The organism is Sphingobium boeckii, assembly GCF_014199215.1.
In the GTDB taxonomy this organism is placed as follows: Bacteria; Pseudomonadota; Alphaproteobacteria; order Sphingomonadales; family Sphingomonadaceae; genus Sphingobium_A; species Sphingobium_A boeckii.
The window spans coordinates 436965-455263 of sequence record NZ_JACIJC010000004.1 but is presented as its reverse complement, the minus strand read 5'-3'; the positions used below and the strand labels follow the sequence as shown (position 1 = coordinate 455263).

Annotated in this window: 20 protein-coding genes; 14 read left to right on the top strand and 6 right to left on the bottom strand. The window is 62.7% G+C overall.

Annotated elements, in window-relative coordinates:
• The first annotated feature begins 3 nt into the window (after window positions 1-3).
• Genes acuI through FHS49_RS13705 form a run of 5 tightly spaced genes read left to right on the top strand, consistent with a single transcriptional unit; the run spans window position 4 to window position 4363 of the window.
• Entirely contained in the window at window positions 4-987 is a 984-nt protein-coding gene (acuI, locus tag FHS49_RS13725; protein ID WP_184019473.1) for an acrylyl-CoA reductase (NADPH), read from the top strand.
• A 53-nt stretch (window positions 988-1040) separates the two neighbouring features.
• The gene (locus tag FHS49_RS13720) at window positions 1041-2735 is read left to right on the top strand and encodes a class I adenylate-forming enzyme family protein (protein WP_184019471.1); all 1695 of its coding nucleotides are present in this window, start codon (window positions 1041-1043) and stop codon (window positions 2733-2735) included.
• Window positions 2732-3145: a nuclear transport factor 2 family protein gene (locus FHS49_RS13715; protein ID WP_184019469.1), complete on the top strand. Its 414-nt coding sequence runs from the start codon at window positions 2732-2734 to the stop codon at window positions 3143-3145. The genes FHS49_RS13720 and FHS49_RS13715 overlap by 4 nt, the downstream gene beginning before the upstream one ends.
• 28 nt (window positions 3146-3173) lie before the next feature.
• Window positions 3174-3935, top strand: coding sequence for an SDR family NAD(P)-dependent oxidoreductase (locus tag FHS49_RS13710; RefSeq protein WP_184019467.1), 762 nt, complete (start codon window positions 3174-3176; stop codon window positions 3933-3935).
• A complete protein-coding gene (locus tag FHS49_RS13705) occupies window positions 3935-4363 on the top strand; it encodes a nuclear transport factor 2 family protein (protein ID WP_184019465.1) in 429 nt (142 codons plus the stop codon). The genes FHS49_RS13710 and FHS49_RS13705 overlap by 1 nt, the downstream gene beginning before the upstream one ends.
• Here FHS49_RS13705 and FHS49_RS13700 read toward each other — a convergent pair whose 3' ends face one another.
• A complete protein-coding gene (locus tag FHS49_RS13700; RefSeq protein ID WP_246350713.1) occupies window positions 4364-5074 on the bottom strand; it encodes an alpha/beta hydrolase in 711 nt (236 codons plus the stop codon).
• Window positions 5075-5121: 47 nt separating this feature from the next.
• Between FHS49_RS13700 and FHS49_RS13695 the strand changes: the two genes are divergently transcribed.
• Window positions 5122-5721 carry a TetR/AcrR family transcriptional regulator gene (locus FHS49_RS13695; RefSeq protein ID WP_184019463.1) on the top strand — a complete coding sequence of 200 codons (600 nt, stop codon included), beginning with the start codon at window positions 5122-5124 and terminating at the stop codon, window positions 5719-5721.
• 12 nt (window positions 5722-5733) lie between these two features.
• On the opposite strand, the gene FHS49_RS13690 is transcribed toward FHS49_RS13695, so the two are convergent.
• Window positions 5734-6285, bottom strand: coding sequence for a cupin domain-containing protein (locus tag FHS49_RS13690; RefSeq protein ID WP_184019461.1), 552 nt, complete (start codon window positions 6283-6285; stop codon window positions 5734-5736).
• Window positions 6286-6460: 175 nt separating this feature from the next.
• Between FHS49_RS13690 and FHS49_RS13685 the strand changes: the two genes are divergently transcribed.
• The 4 genes from FHS49_RS13685 (at window position 6461) to FHS49_RS13670 (ending at window position 10355) form a co-directional block, all read left to right on the top strand.
• Window positions 6461-7243 carry a hypothetical protein gene (locus FHS49_RS13685; protein WP_184019459.1) on the top strand — a complete coding sequence of 261 codons (783 nt, stop codon included), beginning with the start codon at window positions 6461-6463 and terminating at the stop codon, window positions 7241-7243.
• A gap of 95 nt (window positions 7244-7338) precedes the next feature.
• Entirely contained in the window at window positions 7339-8076 is a 738-nt protein-coding gene (locus tag FHS49_RS13680; protein ID WP_184019457.1) for an SDR family NAD(P)-dependent oxidoreductase, read from the top strand.
• A gap of 43 nt (window positions 8077-8119) precedes the next feature.
• On the top strand, window positions 8120-9583 hold the full coding sequence (locus FHS49_RS13675) for an aldehyde dehydrogenase family protein (protein ID WP_184019455.1): 1464 nt from the start codon (window positions 8120-8122) through the stop codon (window positions 9581-9583).
• Window positions 9584-9608: 25 nt separating this feature from the next.
• Window positions 9609-10355 (top strand): TetR/AcrR family transcriptional regulator, encoded by a 747-nt coding sequence (locus tag FHS49_RS13670; protein WP_246350710.1) that lies wholly within the window; start codon window positions 9609-9611, stop codon window positions 10353-10355.
• A 6-nt stretch (window positions 10356-10361) separates the two neighbouring features.
• Here the strand turns inward: FHS49_RS13670 and FHS49_RS13665 are convergent, their stop codons facing one another.
• From FHS49_RS13665 to FHS49_RS13650, 4 genes are read right to left on the bottom strand one after another with little or no spacing between them, the layout of a single operon-like run.
• On the bottom strand, window positions 10362-11162 hold the full coding sequence (locus tag FHS49_RS13665; RefSeq protein WP_184019453.1) for an enoyl-CoA hydratase/isomerase family protein: 801 nt from the start codon (window positions 11160-11162) through the stop codon (window positions 10362-10364).
• 7 nt (window positions 11163-11169) lie between these two features.
• Window positions 11170-13377, bottom strand: coding sequence for an acyl-CoA dehydrogenase family protein (locus FHS49_RS13660; protein WP_184019451.1), 2208 nt, complete (start codon window positions 13375-13377; stop codon window positions 11170-11172).
• A gap of 15 nt (window positions 13378-13392) precedes the next feature.
• Complete coding sequence (locus FHS49_RS13655; protein ID WP_184019449.1) at window positions 13393-14220, bottom strand: coniferyl-alcohol dehydrogenase; 828 nt, start codon at window positions 14218-14220, stop codon at window positions 13393-13395.
• Window positions 14221-14241: 21 nt separating this feature from the next.
• The gene (locus FHS49_RS13650; RefSeq protein WP_184019447.1) at window positions 14242-14472 is read right to left on the bottom strand and encodes a ferredoxin; all 231 of its coding nucleotides are present in this window, start codon (window positions 14470-14472) and stop codon (window positions 14242-14244) included.
• A 236-nt stretch (window positions 14473-14708) separates the two neighbouring features.
• On the opposite strand from FHS49_RS13650, the gene FHS49_RS13645 reads away from it, so the two are divergent.
• Genes FHS49_RS13645 through FHS49_RS13630 form a run of 4 tightly spaced genes read left to right on the top strand, consistent with a single transcriptional unit; the run spans window position 14709 to window position 18272 of the window.
• A complete protein-coding gene (locus FHS49_RS13645) occupies window positions 14709-15962 on the top strand; it encodes a cytochrome P450 (protein WP_184019445.1) in 1254 nt (417 codons plus the stop codon).
• 2 nt (window positions 15963-15964) lie between these two features.
• Window positions 15965-16369 carry a Zn-ribbon domain-containing OB-fold protein gene (locus tag FHS49_RS13640; protein WP_184019443.1) on the top strand — a complete coding sequence of 135 codons (405 nt, stop codon included), beginning with the start codon at window positions 15965-15967 and terminating at the stop codon, window positions 16367-16369.
• A 3-nt stretch (window positions 16370-16372) separates the two neighbouring features.
• On the top strand, window positions 16373-17533 hold the full coding sequence (locus tag FHS49_RS13635) for a thiolase family protein (RefSeq protein ID WP_184019435.1): 1161 nt from the start codon (window positions 16373-16375) through the stop codon (window positions 17531-17533).
• 4 nt (window positions 17534-17537) lie between these two features.
• Window positions 17538-18272, top strand: coding sequence for a DUF2889 domain-containing protein (locus FHS49_RS13630; RefSeq protein ID WP_184019433.1), 735 nt, complete (start codon window positions 17538-17540; stop codon window positions 18270-18272).
• Window positions 18273-18299 lie beyond the last annotated feature (27 nt).

Here is an 18299-nt window from a genome sequence, read left to right as displayed (position 1 = left end):
CCGATGTTTTCAGCCATCATAATCGACAAGATCGACGACAAGCAGACCGTCTCGCTGGCCCAGATTGAAGAGACCCAGCTTCCCGAAGGCGATGTCACGATCGATGTCGATTATTCCACGCTCAATTATAAGGACGGACTGGCCATCACCGGCAAAGGTCCGGTCGTGCGCAAATTCCCGATGGTCCCCGGCATCGATCTCGTCGGAACCGTGACCGAGTCCAGCCATGCCGATTGGAAGGCCGGAGGCAAGGTAGTGCTTAATGGCTGGGGCGTGGGCGAAACCCATTGGGGTGGCCTGGCGCAGAAGGCGCGCCTCAAGGGCGATTGGCTTGTGCCCTTGCCCGCGGGCTTTACGCCGAAGCAGGCCATGGCGATCGGCACGGCCGGCTACACCGCTGCACTGTGCGTTGAAGCGCTGGTGGCGCATGGCGTGACGCCCGATCAGGGCGAAGTGCTTGTCACGGGCGCAACCGGCGGCGTCGGCAGCGTTGCGGTGGCGCTGCTCGCCAAGCTCGGCTTCAATGTGGTCGCGGCGACCGGCAAGGAGTCCGAAGGCGATTATCTCAAGCAGCTTGGCGCGACATCGATCATCGCGCGTTCGGATCTGAGCGAGCCAGGCCGGCCGTTCCAGAAGGAGCGTTGGGCCGCCGTGGTGGATTCGGTGGGCAGCAACACGCTCGCCAATGCCGTGGCCGCCACCAAATATGGCGGCACGGTCGCCGCCTGCGGTCTGGCGCAGGGTGCGGACTTTCCTTCGTCCGTGATGCCGTTCATCCTGCGCGGTGTCAGCCTGCTCGGGATCGACAGCGTGATGGCACCCAAGGCCAAACGGCTCGTCGCCTGGAAGCGCCTGGCGGATGATCTCGATCCGGCCATTCTGGAAACGATCGCCAAGGAAATCAGCCTTGCCGAAGCCGTGCAGGCGGCGGCCGATCTGATCGACGGCAAGGTCCGCGGTCGCATCGTCGTCGACGTCAATCGCTGATCGCATAGAGGGGAGAGACCATGCCAGCATCTTCGAACCCCTCTTGTCCTGACATGAAAAGCCGCCCGCCATCGATCATCGCCGGACGCCCCCTTTCGGAAGAGGAGGGGCTTGGCGCATTGACGCTTGGCGGGTGGCTCCGCGAAGTGACGGATCGCTTCGGCCCCCGCGAGGCGCTCGTCCTGCATGAAGCGGGCGGCGTCACGCGATGGAGCTATGACGAGCTTTGGGAGCGCGCCAATGCAGTCGCCCGGTCGCTGATCGCCTGTGGCGTCGGCAAGGGCACCCGCGTCGGCGTGCTGATGACCAACCGGCCGGAATTCCTGTCGGCGGTTTTCGGTACGGCTCTTGCGGGCGGCGTGGCGACAACGCTCAGCACCTTTTCGACACCCGCTGAGCTTGAGCATCTGCTGCGGTCTTCGGGCTGCTCGATTCTGCTGCTCGAACGCGCTGTGCTCAAGAAGAATTTTGCCGAGATGGTGACCGCGCTCGAACCCGCCATCGCCGACGCCGCGCCGGGTGCGCTGGCCTCACCCAAATTTCCGTTCCTGCGCCGTATCGCGGCGGTCGGCGGCGGATCGGACGGGATCGAGGATTGGGAGACCTTCCTCAGCCATGGCGACGATACGGACCAGGCCATCGTCGATGCTGCCGCGGCTTCGGTATCGCCCGCCGATCCCGGTGCCTTATTCTTCTCCTCTGGCTCCACCGCCAAGCCCAAGGGCATTTTGAGCGCGCATCGCGGTGTCGCGCTGCAGCTTTGGCGCTGGAAGCGTTTCTATGCGACGGGACCGGATGTGCGGCTATTGTCTGCCAACGGTTTCTTCTGGTCGGGCAATTTCGGCATGGCGATCGGCGGCGCGCTCTCGAGCGGTGGCAGCCTGATCCTGCAGGCAACCTTCAATCCCGCAGAAGCGCTGTCTCTGATGGAGACCGAAAAGGCGACGATGGCGGTGGCCTGGCCGCATCAATGGGCACAGCTTGAGGCGGCATCGAACTGGGCCGACGTCGATCTGTCCCCACTCAAATATGTCGGTACGCAGACGCCGCTGGCCCGCCACCCGACGGTCCATACGGATTGGCAGGAGCCGATGGCGGCTTATGGCAATACGGAGACCTTCACGATCAGCGCGATCTTCCCCTCGGGCACACCCGAGGATGTGATCGGCGGCAGCCATGGCACCCCGCAGCCGGGAATGGTGTTCAAGATCGTCGATGCGCTGACCGGAATGGTCGTGCCGATGGGCGAACGCGGGGAGATCACGGTGAAAGGACCGACGCTGATGCTGGGCTATTCGGGCATTCCGCTGGATGAAACCCTGGATGGCGAAGGCTTTTTCCGCACCGGCGACGGGGGCTATGTGGACGTGACCGCAGACGGCATCCCGCGGCTGTTCTGGGAGGGGCGGCTGAACGATATCATCAAGACCGGCGGGGCCAATGTCTCGCCGATCGAGATCGACACGGTGCTGAAATCCTGCCCCGGCGTGAAGGTCACGCAGACAGTGGGCGTGCCGCATGAGACGTTGGGCGAACTGGTCGTCACCTGCATCGTGCGCCATGAGGGCGTGACGCTGGATGAAGAGGGCGTGCGCGGCTTCGCCAAGGAGCAACTGGCCAGCTACAAAGTGCCCCGCCGCGTGATGTTTTTCACCGACGATGCGCTGGAACTGACCGGCACAGCCAAGATCAAGACGGCTGATCTGAAGGCGCTGGTGATCAAGCGGCTGGAAGCGGAAAGCGAGTGACCGCGCTGGCCGAACAGGCGCTGGCCATCGCCAATTTGAAGGCCCGCTATTGTGCCGCCGCCGATCTCTCCGCCACTGACCAGGCGCAGGCGCGCCTGCTGTTTTCGGATATCTTTGCCGATGATTTCCGGGGCGATTATGGAATGGGACCGTTGATCGGCGCGCAGGCCATCATCGATTTCCTGTGCACGGCCATTGCGGGAAACAGCCTTTGGGTGCTGCATATGCTCCATTCCCCCTGCATCGTCGTCGACGGTGATCGGGCGACGGGCGACTGGACCATATTGGCGTCTCTCAAGCGCCGGGGTGGCGGTGCGCTCGACACCGTGATGGGCCGCTATAGCGATACATTCCGGCTGACCGAACATGGCTGGCGGATCGAGACCGTGACGTTCGTGCGGCTGGAGTAGCGCACACCCCCTCCAGGAGAGGCCAGATATGACTGATCGATTTCAAGGCAAGACCGTGCTGGTGACGGGCGGCGCGGGCGGACTTGGCCGGGCTTACGCCCTCGCCTTCGCACGCGAGGGGGCTTTCCTCATCCTCGCCGACATCAATGAGGCCGGACTGGCCGAGACCAAGGATATGGTCGAAGCGCTCGGATCGGGTGCATCGGTGCATCGGGTGGATATGGCGGTCGAAGCCGATATCGAAGCCTTGGGCCGCGATGTGCTGGCGACGCACGCGCGACTGGACGTGCTGATCAACAATGCCGGGCTTCACGCGGGCGAAATCGCGCGGGGGTTCTTCGGATTGGGCCAGGCCAAGTGGCAGCATTTCTTCGCGGTCAACACGATCGGCCCGCTGCTGCTGGCAGAGGCGCTGCGCCCGGCGCTGGCCAAAGCGAAGGGGGTGATCATCAATAAATCCTCGATGGCGAGCTACAATCCCGCGACGGCCTATGGCATTACCAAGGCGTCGCTCAACGTCCTCACCCACGCCATGGCGCAGCAATTCGGGACCGATGACATCCGTTGCGTCGGCATCGCGCCCGGCCTGATGGCAACCGACGCGGCGTTGGGCGGGGTTGATCCCGAAAATTGGGAGCGGCTGAAGGCCATGCAATCGGTCAAGCGCCAGGGCACCGCGGACGATATCGCGAATCTGGGGCTTTTTCTGGCGTCGGACGAAGGCAGTTTCGTCAACAATCAGGTGATCCTGTGCGACGGCGGCAATCAGATGCGGGGTTTTCGCATTTGATGGCTGCGCCCGATTTTCAGGACTGGCTCGCCATCGCCAATCTGAAGGCGCGCTATTGCCGCCTGCTCGACACCAAGGATTGGACGCGCTTCGCGGGCCTGTTCACCGAAGACCTCGTGATCGACGCGACCGGTTCGGGCGGCCCCCGTCTGGAAGGACGGGCGGCGGCCATTGCCAGCGTGCGCGCTTCGATCGACACGGCGAAGACGGTGCATCAGGTGCATACACCCGAGATCGAACTCGAAGGCGATGACGCGCGCGCCATCTGGGCGATGCAGGATCGGCTGATCTGGCCCGATGGCCGCACGCTCACCGGCTATGGTCATTATCATGAGCGCTATGTGCGTGCAGACGGCGATTGGAGGATTTCCGAATCCCGCCTCACGCGGCTGAGCATCGAAATGCAGCCGCCGCGTGAGGCGGGATGATCAGGCGCGCTTGAGCAGGCACGCGGTGACGGCTTCGGGCTCCGTGATCATCAGATCATGGCCCGTATCGATTTCGAAATTGTGATCCCCCTCCAATTGACGCGCGCGCGCGGGCTCCGGGCTGTTGCGCAGCGATTCCGTGCAGTTGATGTTCGTCCGCGGCAGCGTGCTGGTGCCGTGGGTCAGCGTGAGGGGCTGCGAAAAGCATTTCCAGGGATGCGGGGTGAGTTTGCTCTCGGTCCAGGCCACATCATCCGGATCGGTCACCCCCAGAAACCCGGCCATGCCCGGAAAGGGCCACATGACCAGTTCCACGCCGTCGACGGTCTTGGCCCCGGCATAGGTGGGCTCCATCTGCTGGGGCGCGACGGTCGCCAGCGATTCGCCGTTTCTGGGATGCGCGGCATCGAGATAGACCAGTTCCCTGATCCGCTCCGCGGCGCGATCTGCCACGCCGGTGATCACCATCCCGCCATAGCTGTGACCGACCAGGATGACATCGCGCAGATCTTCATAGGTGAGGACCGCGACGATATCCGTGATGTGGGTGTCGAGATCGATATCCGGATGGCGCAGGTGCGCGCGCTCCCCCAGCCCGCTCAGCGTTGGCGTGTAAACCTCATGCCCTGCCTGCCGCAGCAAACGGGCGACCTTTTGATAAACCCAGCCGCCGTGACCGCCGCCATGCACCAAGACATATGTCGCCATCATGGAATCTCCTCTAATGTTGGGTCTCGACCGACCTTCTTCACGGAGATATGGAACATGGTGTTCCGAAACGCAATCGTCACTGGATGCTGATGGAGGATGCACGCGTGCGCCGGAGTCGCGTGGGGCTGCGCACGGCGCTGATCGCCCTGCTCGGGCAAAGGCCGCTCGATCAGATCAGCATCCGGGAGATCGCGGCTTCGGCGGGCGTGGGATACACCACCTATTTTCGGCACTATCCCAATAAGGAAGCGCTGCTCGACGCGGTGATCACGCAGGAAATCACCGCGTTGACCCGGCTGACGCTGCCGGTTTACGATACTGCCGATTCCGCGGCCGCCTGCGTGACCCTGTGCCGCTATATCGACCAGCATCGCCCCTTATGGACGGCGCTGCTCACGGGTGGCGCGGCGGGCGCGGTGAAGGAGGAATTGCTGCGACAGGGCCGCGCGGCTTCGGCGTTGCGATCGGACAAGCACGGGCTTCCGGTGGAGCTGGGCGTGGCCATGGCGATTGCGGTGACAGTGGAGCTCATGTCGTGGTGGCTGCGGCAGACGGAGCCCTGGCCTGCCGAAGAGATTGCCGCAATTCTCGATCATACCGGCATCAAGCCGGCGATCAGCGTCCACGCCATAAAAAGCGGCCGATGACGATCCGCGTGTCTATGCGTTCGCGGCGGGGTTGCTGTTTCGCCCGAAAGTGAGGCCGGAGGGCGGGGATTCGGCCGGCCAATCCGCTTGCTTGGCTTTGACGCCCTCGACCGCCTTGGCCCAGAAAGCGGCGTTGCTGGCGAGCAGATTGATATCGAAGCTGTTGGATGTTCGGAACTCCAGCACTTCGACCCCATCGTCGCCCGGCACATAGGCATAGGGCACGTCCGCCCCGACGAAGAAACCATCGCCCGCGCCCAATTCCTCGGTGCCGAGCCGAAGCGAACCGGCGATGATGTAATAGAGACAGTCCACATTGTGGCTGTGACGAGGCAGGGGAAACCCGCTCTTGAACCAGGCATGGGCAAGGCTGAGCCCCGGCAATTCGAACAGCAGCCGCGTGGACGCGCCGGCCATGGCACCCGCATCGATCGCTGCCACCGAACCCGCGATCTCCGTCTCCGTGAGCGGGACGGTGGACATCAGGCCGCTCTCCTCGAAATCCGTGGCCGATTGTGCGCTGAAAATGGCGAAGCGGGTGTTGGGTGGCAGTTTCGCGGTCATGACGATGGACTCACTGGCTTGAGGAGGTCAGCGTGCGATCCGGCAGGACGGGCGTCAACCGCGATCGCCGCGGCTCACGGCTCAATGCCCCGGCGATAAGTTTGGTATTCGGCTGGTATCAACGGTGTTTCCATGCTGGATATCGACCAAACAGAATGAATCCGAGGATCGAGGCATGAGCCTGTACACGACCATTCACCTCCACAATGTCACCAGCGGGCGCGAGGCGGATTATGCGCAATGGTTCGATGGCGAACATCGCGAGGATGTGGGGCGGCTGCGCGGCTATCGATCCGCGGATCGCTATGAGATCACGCCCGAGCAGGTGATGCCCGATATTCCCCAGCCTTGGCGCTATATGAGCGTCTACGAGTTCGATCACCCCAGGCCGGAGATCGACTTGCCGGCGCTGGGGCCGCTGCTGGCCGAAGCGCGCGACGCCGGGCTGACCGATGATTCCGCCGAGAGCGAGCGGATTCACAGCTACGCCATGTATTCCGACTGGGTATCCAGCCCCAATCATCGGACAGACAAGCCCTTTTCCGGCGTCAGCATCATCCTGGCCAATTTCGTGGCGGGGCGCGAGGCGGAATATCATCAATGGTATGAAGAGGTTCATGGCCCCGAAGTCACCCGCGTGCCGGGCAAGGTGGCGATGAAGCGCGGCCGCCTTTCCCCCATCCAGATCGAGCCGCGGCGTTATTGCCCGGGCAGCGATCTGGTCTTCTGCGCGCAGCAGACAGACGATTTGCTGTTCACGGTGAAGGATTTCAGCGCACGCGCGCGCGGCGTCAGCCCCAGCGGAATCGCCATGGCACCGCGCTCGTCGGCAGGATCGGTGGCGCGCACGGTGCATTATTTCAGAAAGATCAGCGGCGCTGAATTCTGGTCGGATGGCATCGCCTATGATGGCGATCTCTCCGTATATCCGGCCGATTTTGCGCGGCCGGCAGGCTGAAGCGGAAGCATCGCGCGCGCGATGGCGCTACCACTTGCCGCTTATGGGGGCGGTGTGCAGTTAACATTTCATAGCAGCCAATATTGGAGCAGCATGTGAACAAGATTATCGTCATAACCGGTGCGGGCGACGGGCTTGGCCGTGCGCTGGCGCGGCGTTTCGCGGCGGATGGCGAAACCGTGATCCTGCTGGGCCGGACTCTGGCGAAGGTGCAGGCGGTTGCCGATGAACTGGGCGCGCCGCATATCGCGCTGGAATGCGATGTGACCAATCCGGATTCGGTGCGGGCTGCGTTTGCGGCCATCGCTGCGCGCCATCCCAAGATCGACGTGCTGATCAACAATGCGGGCGTTTTCGAGCCGTTCACGCTGGCCGAAGTGCGCGACGATCAACTCGTGAACCAATTGATGACCAATCTTGCCGGCCCGATCTTCTGTTCGCGCGATGCCCTGCCGCTACTGCGCGGGGGCGGCCATATCATCAATGTGAGCAGCGAATCCGTATCGGTCAAAATGCCCATGCTGTGGATGTATGCGGGCACGAAGGTCGGCCTGGAATTCGTTTCGGAAATGTGGGCGCGTGAACTGGAGGCCGATGGCGTGCGCGTCACGACGGTGCAGGCCGGGCAGATGATGGATGAAACCAAGACGGGCAGCAAATGGCCGATGGACGTATCCATGCGCTTTGCACAGGAAAACGCCAAAGTGGGCCTCCATCTGCGCGAGCGGCCCATGACGCATTATAATTCGGTGACCGATGTCTTTCGCGCCGTGCTGGACATGCCGGCTGACCTTCACATCGGCACCGTCGCGCTCAGCGCGTCCCGGCGTTGATCATCGCGCCCACCGCAAGATTTTTCGACAGGAAACGACAAACATGACCATTCTCCCCGACGCCAAATTGTTCATTGATGGCGTGTTGCGCGATGCCGAAGGCGGCAAGACCTTCGACGTGATCGGCCCCTGGACGGGCGAAGCCGTGGGCCAGGCCGCCGACGCCTCCGCCGGGGATGTGGACGCCGCCATCGCCGCCGCCCGCCGCGCCTTCGATCACACGGACTGGGCGACCAACATCGAAAAGCGTGTTGCGCTGGTCACCAAATTGCGGGCCTTGTTCGAAGACAATAGGGAGCGGCTGTCCGATCTGGCCCGGCATGAAGCCGGAGCCGCCTGGGGCGCGGTGGGTCGCGCGCATGTCGATATGGCGCTTGAAGGCTGGGATGATTACCTGGCTGTCTTCCCGCAGGTGACATGGGAGCGCGATTATGGCGGTCGCACCAGCTATGGTTTCGAAACGCTGCGCAAGGCGGTGTATGAGCCGATCGGCGTGGTTGGCGCGATCACGCCCTGGAATGTGCCGCTCTATGTGAATGTCGGCAAGGTGGTGGCAGCGCTGCTGGCGGGCTGCACGGTGATCCTGAAGCCCGCCCCCAACACGCCGGGCATGGGCGCGATCTTCGGCGAACTGGCGGCAGAGGCTGGCTTCCCGGCGGGCGTGATCAACGTGGTGTTCGGCAGCGATCCGGCGCTGGCGGGTGAAATGCTCGTCACCGATCCGCGCGTCGATCTGATCTCTTTCACCGGCTCGACCGGCGTGGGCAAGCGGATCATGGCGCAGGGCGCGGAGACGCTCAAGCGCGTGTTTCTGGAGCTTGGCGGCAAATCGGCCAAGATCGTGCTTGATGATGCGCCCAATTTCGCGATGGAAGTCGCGCAGACCATGCTGGTGTTCCACGCCGGGCAGGGCTGCGCGGTGCAATCGCGCCTGCTGGTGCCGCAAAGCCGTTTCGAGGAAGCCAAGGCGATCCTCAAACATGGGTATAGCAGCTTCGGTGAGAATTGGGGCGTGTTCGACGATCCCAAGCACATCATGGGGCCGGTCGTGTCCAAGCGGCAGATGGAACGGGTGATGTCCTATATCGAACTCGGCAAATCGGAGGGCGCGGAATTGCTCGCCGGCGGCAACGCCCGTCCCGACAAGGGCGGCGGCTTTTTCATCGAGCCGACCTGCTTTGCCGGCACCAACGATATGCGGATCGCCCGGGAAGAGATTTTCGGGCCGGTGCTGGTAGTGATACCGTTCGAGGATGATGAGGATGCCATCCGCATCGCGAACGACAGTGACTACGGGCTGGGCGGCGGGGTTTCCTCCGGTGATCTGGATCGCGCCATGCACATCGCCAATCGGGTGCGCACGGGCACGATGAGCGTGAATGGCGGGATGAGCATCGCCGGCGATATCCCGTTCGGCGGCTTCAAGGCCAGCGGGATGGGCCGTGAATGGGGGCTTGAAGGGATTGAGGAGTTCCTCGATACCAAGCTGATCGCATGGCGCAATTGATACGATAGACAAAAAAGGACGAACTTTGGACGCGAAAGCCGGAGTGGCAACGACGGACGTGATCGAGATGGCGGGACGGAGCCGGGCGCGCACGGCCGCGCCCGCCAAGGCCTTGAGCCACAATCTCAATGGTCAGCGTCTGGGCCGCAAGGGCCGCGATACGCGCGATCGCATCATCGCTGCGACCAGCGAATTGCTGGCCGAATCGCCTGTCGCGCCGATTTCGCTCAGCTCGGTCGCGCGGCAGGCGTCGCTCGGCATGACCTCGCTCTATCTCTATTTCAACGATCTGACCGAATTGCTGCTGGCCGTGCTCGAACCGATCATGGCGACGGCGGAAGAATCCTATGTGTCCATGCTGCGCGCGCATTGGGAAGAGGCCGAACTGGGCCAGCGCGCGCTTGAATTCGTGACGGCCTATCATGGTTTCTGGGTGAAGCATTCGCGCATTCTTCACCTTCGCAACAGCATGGCCGATCAGCAGGACGAGCGCATGTTGCTGCATCGCGTCCGTTCCGCGCAGCCGCTGATGCGGATGATGGTGGAGCAGATGGACGGCGATCTGGAAGCGGTCGGGTCACCCGTCTTCAGCATGGCGACGGCGCTGATGACCGGGCTGGAGCGTGTGGTGACCGTCACCACCGATACCGCGCTGCAGGATATCCTCCACGCGCGATTCTCGTCATCACACGCGCATTTGCTGGTGGCGGAAGCGCGGCTGCTTGAGCTGGGAATCCGCGATTACCGCACGCTTTGCGATCGCGCGCGCTGAAGGGCGCTATCCCTTCTTCTCGCCAATCCCCTTGATGTAACGCTCGATCCCTTCGAGATAGGCGGGATTGAGCATTAGCGCGCTATTGGCCATCCGCTCGACATGGCGACCCATGCCAGGGCCGACTTCATTGGCCAGCTCGATCGCGATCTTCGCTGCAGCCATCTGCTCGCCATTCTGCTTGGTCAGATGCCGGCAGAAATCCAGCGCGGCCTGCGCGAATTCATCGTCTGCGATCACATCATGGACCAGCCCCATGATCAGCGCGCGATCGGCATCGGCCTTTTGATTGCCCATGATCAGCCAGCGCGCCCAATGCGGGCCGCAAATGCGGGTGAGCCGGCTCACGCCGTTGGACGCCGGCAGCACGCCGAACAGGCCTTCGGGGAAGGAGAAGGCCGCACTCTTGGCGGCCAGACGGAAATCGCATGACAGCGCCAGTTCCAGGCCGCCGCCGACGCAAGTGGCGTGGATTGCGCACACGATGGGCTTTTCCACATGCTCCATCTCGTCATAGATGCGGTGCATCCCGTTGAGATTGAGCCGGTGGTTTTCGCGAATGCCGGAGGGGGTGCGGGGTTGGTTGGGATTGCTGCCGCTCTTGAGATCCGCGCCCGCGCTGAAATAGCGGCCATTGGCGCGCACGAGCATCACCTTGAGCGCGGGCGTATCCCGGAAGCGGTGTAGCGCGGCCTCGAACAGCGACATGGTTTCGGCGGACAAGGCGTTGAGCTTGTCCGGGCGGTTCAACGTGGCGATCAGGATGCCATCCCGTTCTTCCGTCAGCAGATGGGGTTCGTCGGTCATGTCATTCCTATCCACGGGTGCGCGGCAGGCCGAGCGCGCGTTCCGCGATCATGCTACGATGGACCTCGCTGGTGCCGCCATAGATGGTCGCTCCTTGCGCATGGCGATAGAACATATTGATCTCGGCAACGGCGCCCTTGCGCTTGGAGAGCGATAGCGGGGCGGTGAGATCCAGCAGATCGCGGGCGTCGCTCAGGAATTTTTCGGAGCTGAACATCTTGGCCATCGGGCCATAGGCCAGATTGGGCTTTTTCTCCATGCTCGCCCATTGCGCGCGGAAGGCAATCAGCTCCGACGCCCAGAGATTGGCGGTGGTGCGGGCGAGGCGGATCTGCGCGCTGCCATCGGCGATCAGCGGCTGGCCCTGATGACTGATTTCGCGGCATAATGTTTCCGCCGCGTGCAGCATCGCGCGCTGATATTTCGCAAAGCCGCCGCCATGCTCAAGCTCGAGGCTGGCGCTCATGGTCCGCACGCCACCGTCCACATCGCCCAGCCGCCAGCTATCGGGAATGCGCACGCCATCATAGAAGGTGATATTGGTGCGCTCGTCCTGAAAGGTATAGACGGGCTGGACGGTCACACCTTCGGCCTTGAGCGGCACGATGAACATCGTCAGCCCCTTATGCTTGGCCACATCCGGATTGGTCCGGCACAGCATCAGCACATAGCTGGAGAGATTGGCGCCGCTTGTGAACATCTTGGTGCCGTCGATGCGCCAGCCATTGCCATCCGGCGTCGCGCGGCATTGCGCGGCAAACACGTCCGAACCCGAACCGGGCTCGGAATAGCCCAGACTGCAGATCACTTCGCCGCGCATGATCTGCGGCAACACATCCTGCTTGAGTTCTTCGCTGCCGAAGCGGTGGATGATCAGCGACACCATCTGGGTGACGCCCGCGGCCGGGTTGTTATAACCTTGCAACTCCAGCGCATCCATTGCAGCGGTCTTGGCATAAGCTGAAAGACCACGCCCGCCCACATCCTTGGGCAAGCCCAGATAGAGCAGATTCTGCTCGGCCAGCTTGCGGTTCAGCTCGGGATTGTAGCCCTCCCAGCTATAATGGAAGGTTTCGCGCATTTCCGGCGTCACATTGGCTTCGAAGAAGGCGTTGATTTCGTCAGTCAGCGCGCGCGCGTCTTCGCCCAGATCGAAGTCGATCGGCATCGCGCCGACATCGGGCAGCGCCGCGGCTTCGCCGGCATAGAGGCGCCGCCCCGCCTCCTCGAGAAGCCGCTGCGGATCGCCCAGCACGAGGGGCCAGGCCTTGGCGCGCAGATTGAACAGGAAGATGTCATATTCTGTGGTGAGGCCATAGCCACCGAACGTGTGAAGCGCCTGAGCCACCGCGCGCGTCGCCGCATCGGCATTCCACCAAGCGGCGAGCGAGATCGCGGCCCCGGCATTTTCGGCGCCATCGGCCAGATCGCGGATCGCTTTCCACACCAGGAATTTGCCGCCGTCGACATCGCACAGCAGATCGGCGAGCGGATGGGAAATGGCCTGGAACTGGCCGATATATTGATCGAACTGCTTGCGTTCGCACGCGTAAGCGGACGCCAGCTTCAGCGCTTCCCGCCCGATCCCGGCGAGGCCGGCGGAGATAAGGAGCTTCCACTCCTCCACGCCTTGCGCAAACGTCTCCAGCGCGTCAGTGCCGGTCGCCAGCGTGATCCGCGGATGCGCCGCCAGATCGATTTCGGCCATGGGCGTCGAGGCGAGATTGTCTTCCGCCGCGCGTGCCGTTTCTGGCACGGAAATAAGCACGATCTCCTGACCCATGCGCGCGATCACCGCTTCAGCACATTGACCGCCGCCGATCCATTGCACCGGCGCGATCGCCACGTCGTGAAACGCCAGGCTGGCGACCGCGGTGCCGGTGACCACCCGATCGAGCAGCTCGGCCGTTGCCTCGCCGCCCAATTGCGCCAGCAGCCGCGCGGTGACCAGCGTCTCGGCCAGCGGACCCGAAGCGAGCGTTCGCCCCGCTTCCTCCATCAGGATGGCGGCGTCGAACAGCCCGAGACCGAGGCCGCCCACCTCTTCCGGCACGCGGATCGATAGCGCGCCCTGTTCGGCCAGGCCTCGCCAGAGCGCATCATCGAACCCCGATGGCGCAGCGGCACGCACACGCGCCAAGGTGCTGTTTTCATCCAGGAACCGCGCGAACATGTCGCGCATCATTTCCTGATCGTCCGTCAAACCGAAATTCATGTCCGAGGCTCCAGATTATTGCGCGGGCGCAGACCGGCGCATCATGACGCTCAGATCGACCTGGCCCGTGGCCACACCGCCCATGAACCCGCCATCCACCGGGAATACCACGCCGTTGACGATGCTGGCGAGTGCGCTGTTGAGAAGAACGATGCCGCCTGCTTGCTCTTCGGGAGTCGAATAGCGACCCATTGGCTGGGCCGCGGCTTCCACCACGTCCTTGCCCGATGTTGCTTCAAACGCCGCCATCATCGGAGTTTGCGTGGGGGAGGGCAGGGTGCAATTGATGCGGATGCCCTTCTTGATCAGGTGCGCGCCCATATATTGGGTCCACACGATCACATTCTCCTTGGAGAAGCTGTAGCCTTCCTTCACGTCGTCCATATGCGCCTCGCACCAGGCGACTGCGGCATCGAAACCCGGTGTGGTGACGAATTCCATGTTGAGCGGAACCCGTCGACTCCAGCCCAGACCGCCGGTGGACGCAATGTTGGCGATCGCGCCGCCCGGCCCCATCAGCGGCAAGACCTGCTCCGTCAGATGACGCAAGCCGATGAAATTCACTTTCATCACATCCATGGCGGGGAAGGATTGCGGCAGGCCGGCGCAATTGAACAAGGCATCGACCTTGCCGCCGATCGCGGCGACACCCGCTTCGATCGACGCCGCATCGCGCAGATCGACGCTGTTGAAGGATGCCAAAGGCAGCGTGCTATCCTTGTAATCAAGGCCGTGCACTTCGGCGCCAAGCTCAAGCAGCAGCTTGGCAGTCGCCGCACCCATGCCGGAAAAGCAGCCGCTCACGATGACGCGCTTGCCCTGATATCCCAAAATGTCGCTCATCATATTCTCCGATTCATCAATTCAATGTTTGGCATTGGGGGGCCAGGAAATCGTGCCGTCATCCTCTTCCACGACGATGATCCGTTCGGGGCAGGCGCGCGCGCCCCTCCTGGCCATCTGTTCCGTTCCCGGCTGCACGTCGAAACCCTGGGTGGCAATGTAGCCATCGTCATCCAGCGGAAAAAGCTCTTCGGACACAGCAGCGCAGCGGGCATTTCCGACGCAGCCAGATTGTTCGATCCGGATCTTCATGGCCCTCTCCACCGATGCTCACGTCCTTAGAAAGGAGTATGGAAGCGCGATCAACTCGCGCCCATGCTCATCGCTGACGCGATGGCGCGTTCGCGCGCATTTCCGGGCAATCGTCGGCGCGTTATCTGGGCGCTTTCCGCCGCAGCCATTGCCTTTGTTCACCATGCGCGCGACATCAGGCACCGTTCACGGGCGGGTGCGCCTGTAAGACAGATGCACGATGATCGGAGATGTCGATGACCCATGCCATTTTGAGTCCGGCGATGCCCAAACCCGCTCATGTTCCCGATGCGCTGGTTTATGATTTCGATCTTCATGCCGATCCCGGCCTGCTGGCGGATCCGCACGCCAGGCTGCTCGATATCGCGCGTAATGCGCCGCCGGTATTCTGGTCGCCGCGCAACGGCGGCGGCTGGGTGATCGCCAGCCACGCCGCCAATTACGCCGCATCACGCGATACGGAGACCTTCTCGAGCGAGTTTGTGCCGCAGGCGCAGATGAAGGCCATGCTCGCGTCGCTGCCGGCTGGCGCACCCCATATTCCGCAGCCTATTCCGATTACACTCGATCCGCCCGAGCATACCAAATATCGCCAGCCTCTGCAGAAGGTGTTCTCGCCCAAGACGATCTCGAACCTGCGCAGCAGCATCGCCGAACTGGCGGGCGAATTGATCGACGCGGTGAAGCCGAATGGTGGCTGCGAATTCATGTCCACGGTCGCCGAGCCGCTTCCTGTCCAGGTGTTTCTCAAGATGCTCGGCCTGCCGCTGGAGCGCGCGGGTGAATATCGCGCGATTCTTAAAGAGCATATGTCGGCGATGGACAATGATCGGGAGGGCGCGATGCGGCGCCTGCAGCGGATCGCCGCGGCCATGCGTGATACCGTGCTCGCCCGGAAGGAAAATCCGCAGGATGATATCCTCTCGATGCTGTGGCAGTTGGAGATCGACGGCCAGCCGACCACGCTGGCGGATATGGAGAATTATGGCGTGTTGCTGTTCATCGCCGGGCTCGACACGGTGATGAACGGCATGGGCTTGGCAATGCGCGGTCTGGCGGGCGACCCCGCGATGCAGGCTAAGCTCCGTGCAGAGCCCAGGTTGATCCCCGAAGCCTCCGAAGAAATGCTGCGCCGCTATACGTTCACGGTGCCGATGCGGATTGTCCATAAGGAGGTAGAGCTTGCCGGTGCGCGGATGCTGCCCGGTGATTGGGCCAAGCTGTTGCTGCCGGCTGCCGATCTGGATTCTAGCGAATTTCCTGTGCCGGAGGATTACGATCTCAATCGGGAAAACAACGTCCATATCGCCTTCGGCGTCGGGCCACATCGTTGCCTGGGATCGCATCTCGCCCGTGTCGAACTGCAGGTTCTTTACGAGGAAATGCTGGCGCGCCTGCCAGAATTCAGGCTCGATCCGGCGCATCCGCCGGTCTTCCATGGCGGCCATGTGATCGGTATCGAGCGCATGAACCTGATCTGGGATATCTGATCATGGCATGGCAACGCTCGCGTCCGCGGCTGGACAATGACAATCGCGCCTTCTGGACCGGAGGCGCTGATGGCAAGCTGAACATCACGCGCTGCAATGATTGCGGGGGCTTCATCCATCCGCCGCGCGAAATCTGCCGTCATTGCCAGTCCGAAAATGTGGCGCCTTTCGCCGTTGCGGGCACGGGAAGCGTCGATACCTATACGGTCAATCATCAGGCGTGGGCGAAGGATATGGACGTGCCCTTCGTCATTGCGCGCGTAAAGCTGGATGATGCGCCGGGCGTGTATCTCACGACCAACATCGTGAATTGTCCGGTCGATGCGGTGGATGTGGATGATCGTGTTCAGGTGGTTTTCGAGGAGCAGGACGGCATCTGGTATCCGCTGTTCGAGAAGGTGCAATAACTCATGTCGAACGAAGCCTATATCACGGGAATCGGCATGTCCGAGGTCGGTGTTCGCCTCACCCGCTCACCCCTTTTGCTGACCGTCGACGCGGTCAAGGAAGCGATTGCGGATGCGGGCCTGACGCTCGACCAGATCGACGGGGTGGCCACATATCCTGGCAAGATGGCCAGCTTTCTCGGCTTTTCGCCGGTCAGCTCCGATGATCTGATCGAAGTGCTGGGCCTCGAGACGCGGTGGCATATCGGCGCTGCGGAAACGACCGCGCAGCTCGGCGCGATTGCCGAGGCTGCCAATGCCGTGAAGGCGGGCCTTGCGCGGCATGTGATCTGCTTCCGCACGGTCTATGAAGCCGCGGCGCTCGCCCGCCCGGAAGAGTTTCCGCCGATGGAGCGGCGCAAGGACGTCTCAGGCAATTCGCAATGGGTTTCGCCCTTCGGCGCGTTTTCCGCCGCCAATTGGACCGCGCAATTCGCGATGCGTCACATGAAGCGCTATGGCCTGACGCGCGAGCAATTGGCGCAGGTGGCGCTGAACGACCATGCCAATGCCGCGATCAATCCGCGCGCCTTGGTCAAGAAGCCACTGACGATGGACGATTATATGTCGGCGCGGCTGATCAGCACGCCTTTCTGCCTCTATGATTGCGATCGGTTCACCGATGCGTCCACGGTGGTGATCGTATCAGCGGGCGATGCGATCGACGAGGTGAAGACAACGCCCATCCGGATCGCGGCCACTGCCGGGTCGGTGGAACGCTATAGCTGGGATCAGGCCGAATGGGCGGGGGCGTATCCCACCGGTCGTGATCTGTGGAAGAATACGGATTACCAGCCAAAGGACGTGGATACCGTCCAGCTCTATGACGGCTTTGCCTTTCAGCCGATCACCTGGCTGGAGGGGCTTGGCTTTTGCGGCATCGGCGAAGGCGGGCTGTTTCTGGAAGGCGGAAAGCGGATCGCGCGCGATGGCGCACTGCCGATGAACACGGGCGGCGGACAGCTTGGCTGGGGGCGGCTCCATGGCTTCGGCTTTGCGTTTGAGGCGGTGGTCCAGTTGCGCGGCGAAGGCGGTGCCCGGCAGATCGGCGGTGATCCGAGAGTGGCGATCGCGACATCAGGCGGCGGACCGATGGCGGCGGCGCTGCTGCTGACGAAGGACTGACGGCGTGGATGCGGTCGAGGTTGACGGATTGCCGGGATTTCGCCGGCGATTCCTGATCTCGCCCACCGCCGATCGGGTAACGGCGGCAGTAGAAGACGATTTTCACTGCATGGCGGTGACCTTGCATCATGACGGGCACCAGATCGCCGCCGTGGATGCGGAGATGCAGCGATGGCCGTGGACGACCTGTCCGGGTGCTGTGACGGTGGTGCGATCGACCTTCGTCGGTGCAGCGCTATCGCAAGCCGCAGCGCTCGGCCTGAAATCCAGCAATTGCACGCATCTTTACGATCTGGCCATTCTGGCGGCGGCCCACGCCCAGGATCATGAAGCGGTCTGCTATGATGTGTTTGTCGGTGATGCGGTAGAAGGCCGCAAATATGCCGAGATCCGCAGAGACGGCGAGATCATGCTCTGCTGGACCATGGACCGCGACGTGCTGCGATCGCCCCCCATCGTGCAAGGTACGCCTCTCATGAAGCTGCGCGACTGGATCGCAACGCTGGATCCGGCGGCGCAGGAGGCGGCGCGCATCCTGCAATGGGCGTCGTTGATTTCGCACGGGCGCAGCATCCCGCTGGATCAGCAGTCAGACGCCACGCGGATGCCACCGAATTGCTATTCCTTCCAGCCGGAGCGCGCGAAAAGGGCGGGAAGGATCGGCCAGATTCTCGATTTCAGCGGCAAGGATCGTCGCCCGCTCGATCATTTCGACGGTCACGCCTTTATCGGCCGCTAGAGCGGGATGACTTCAGGTTGATCCACC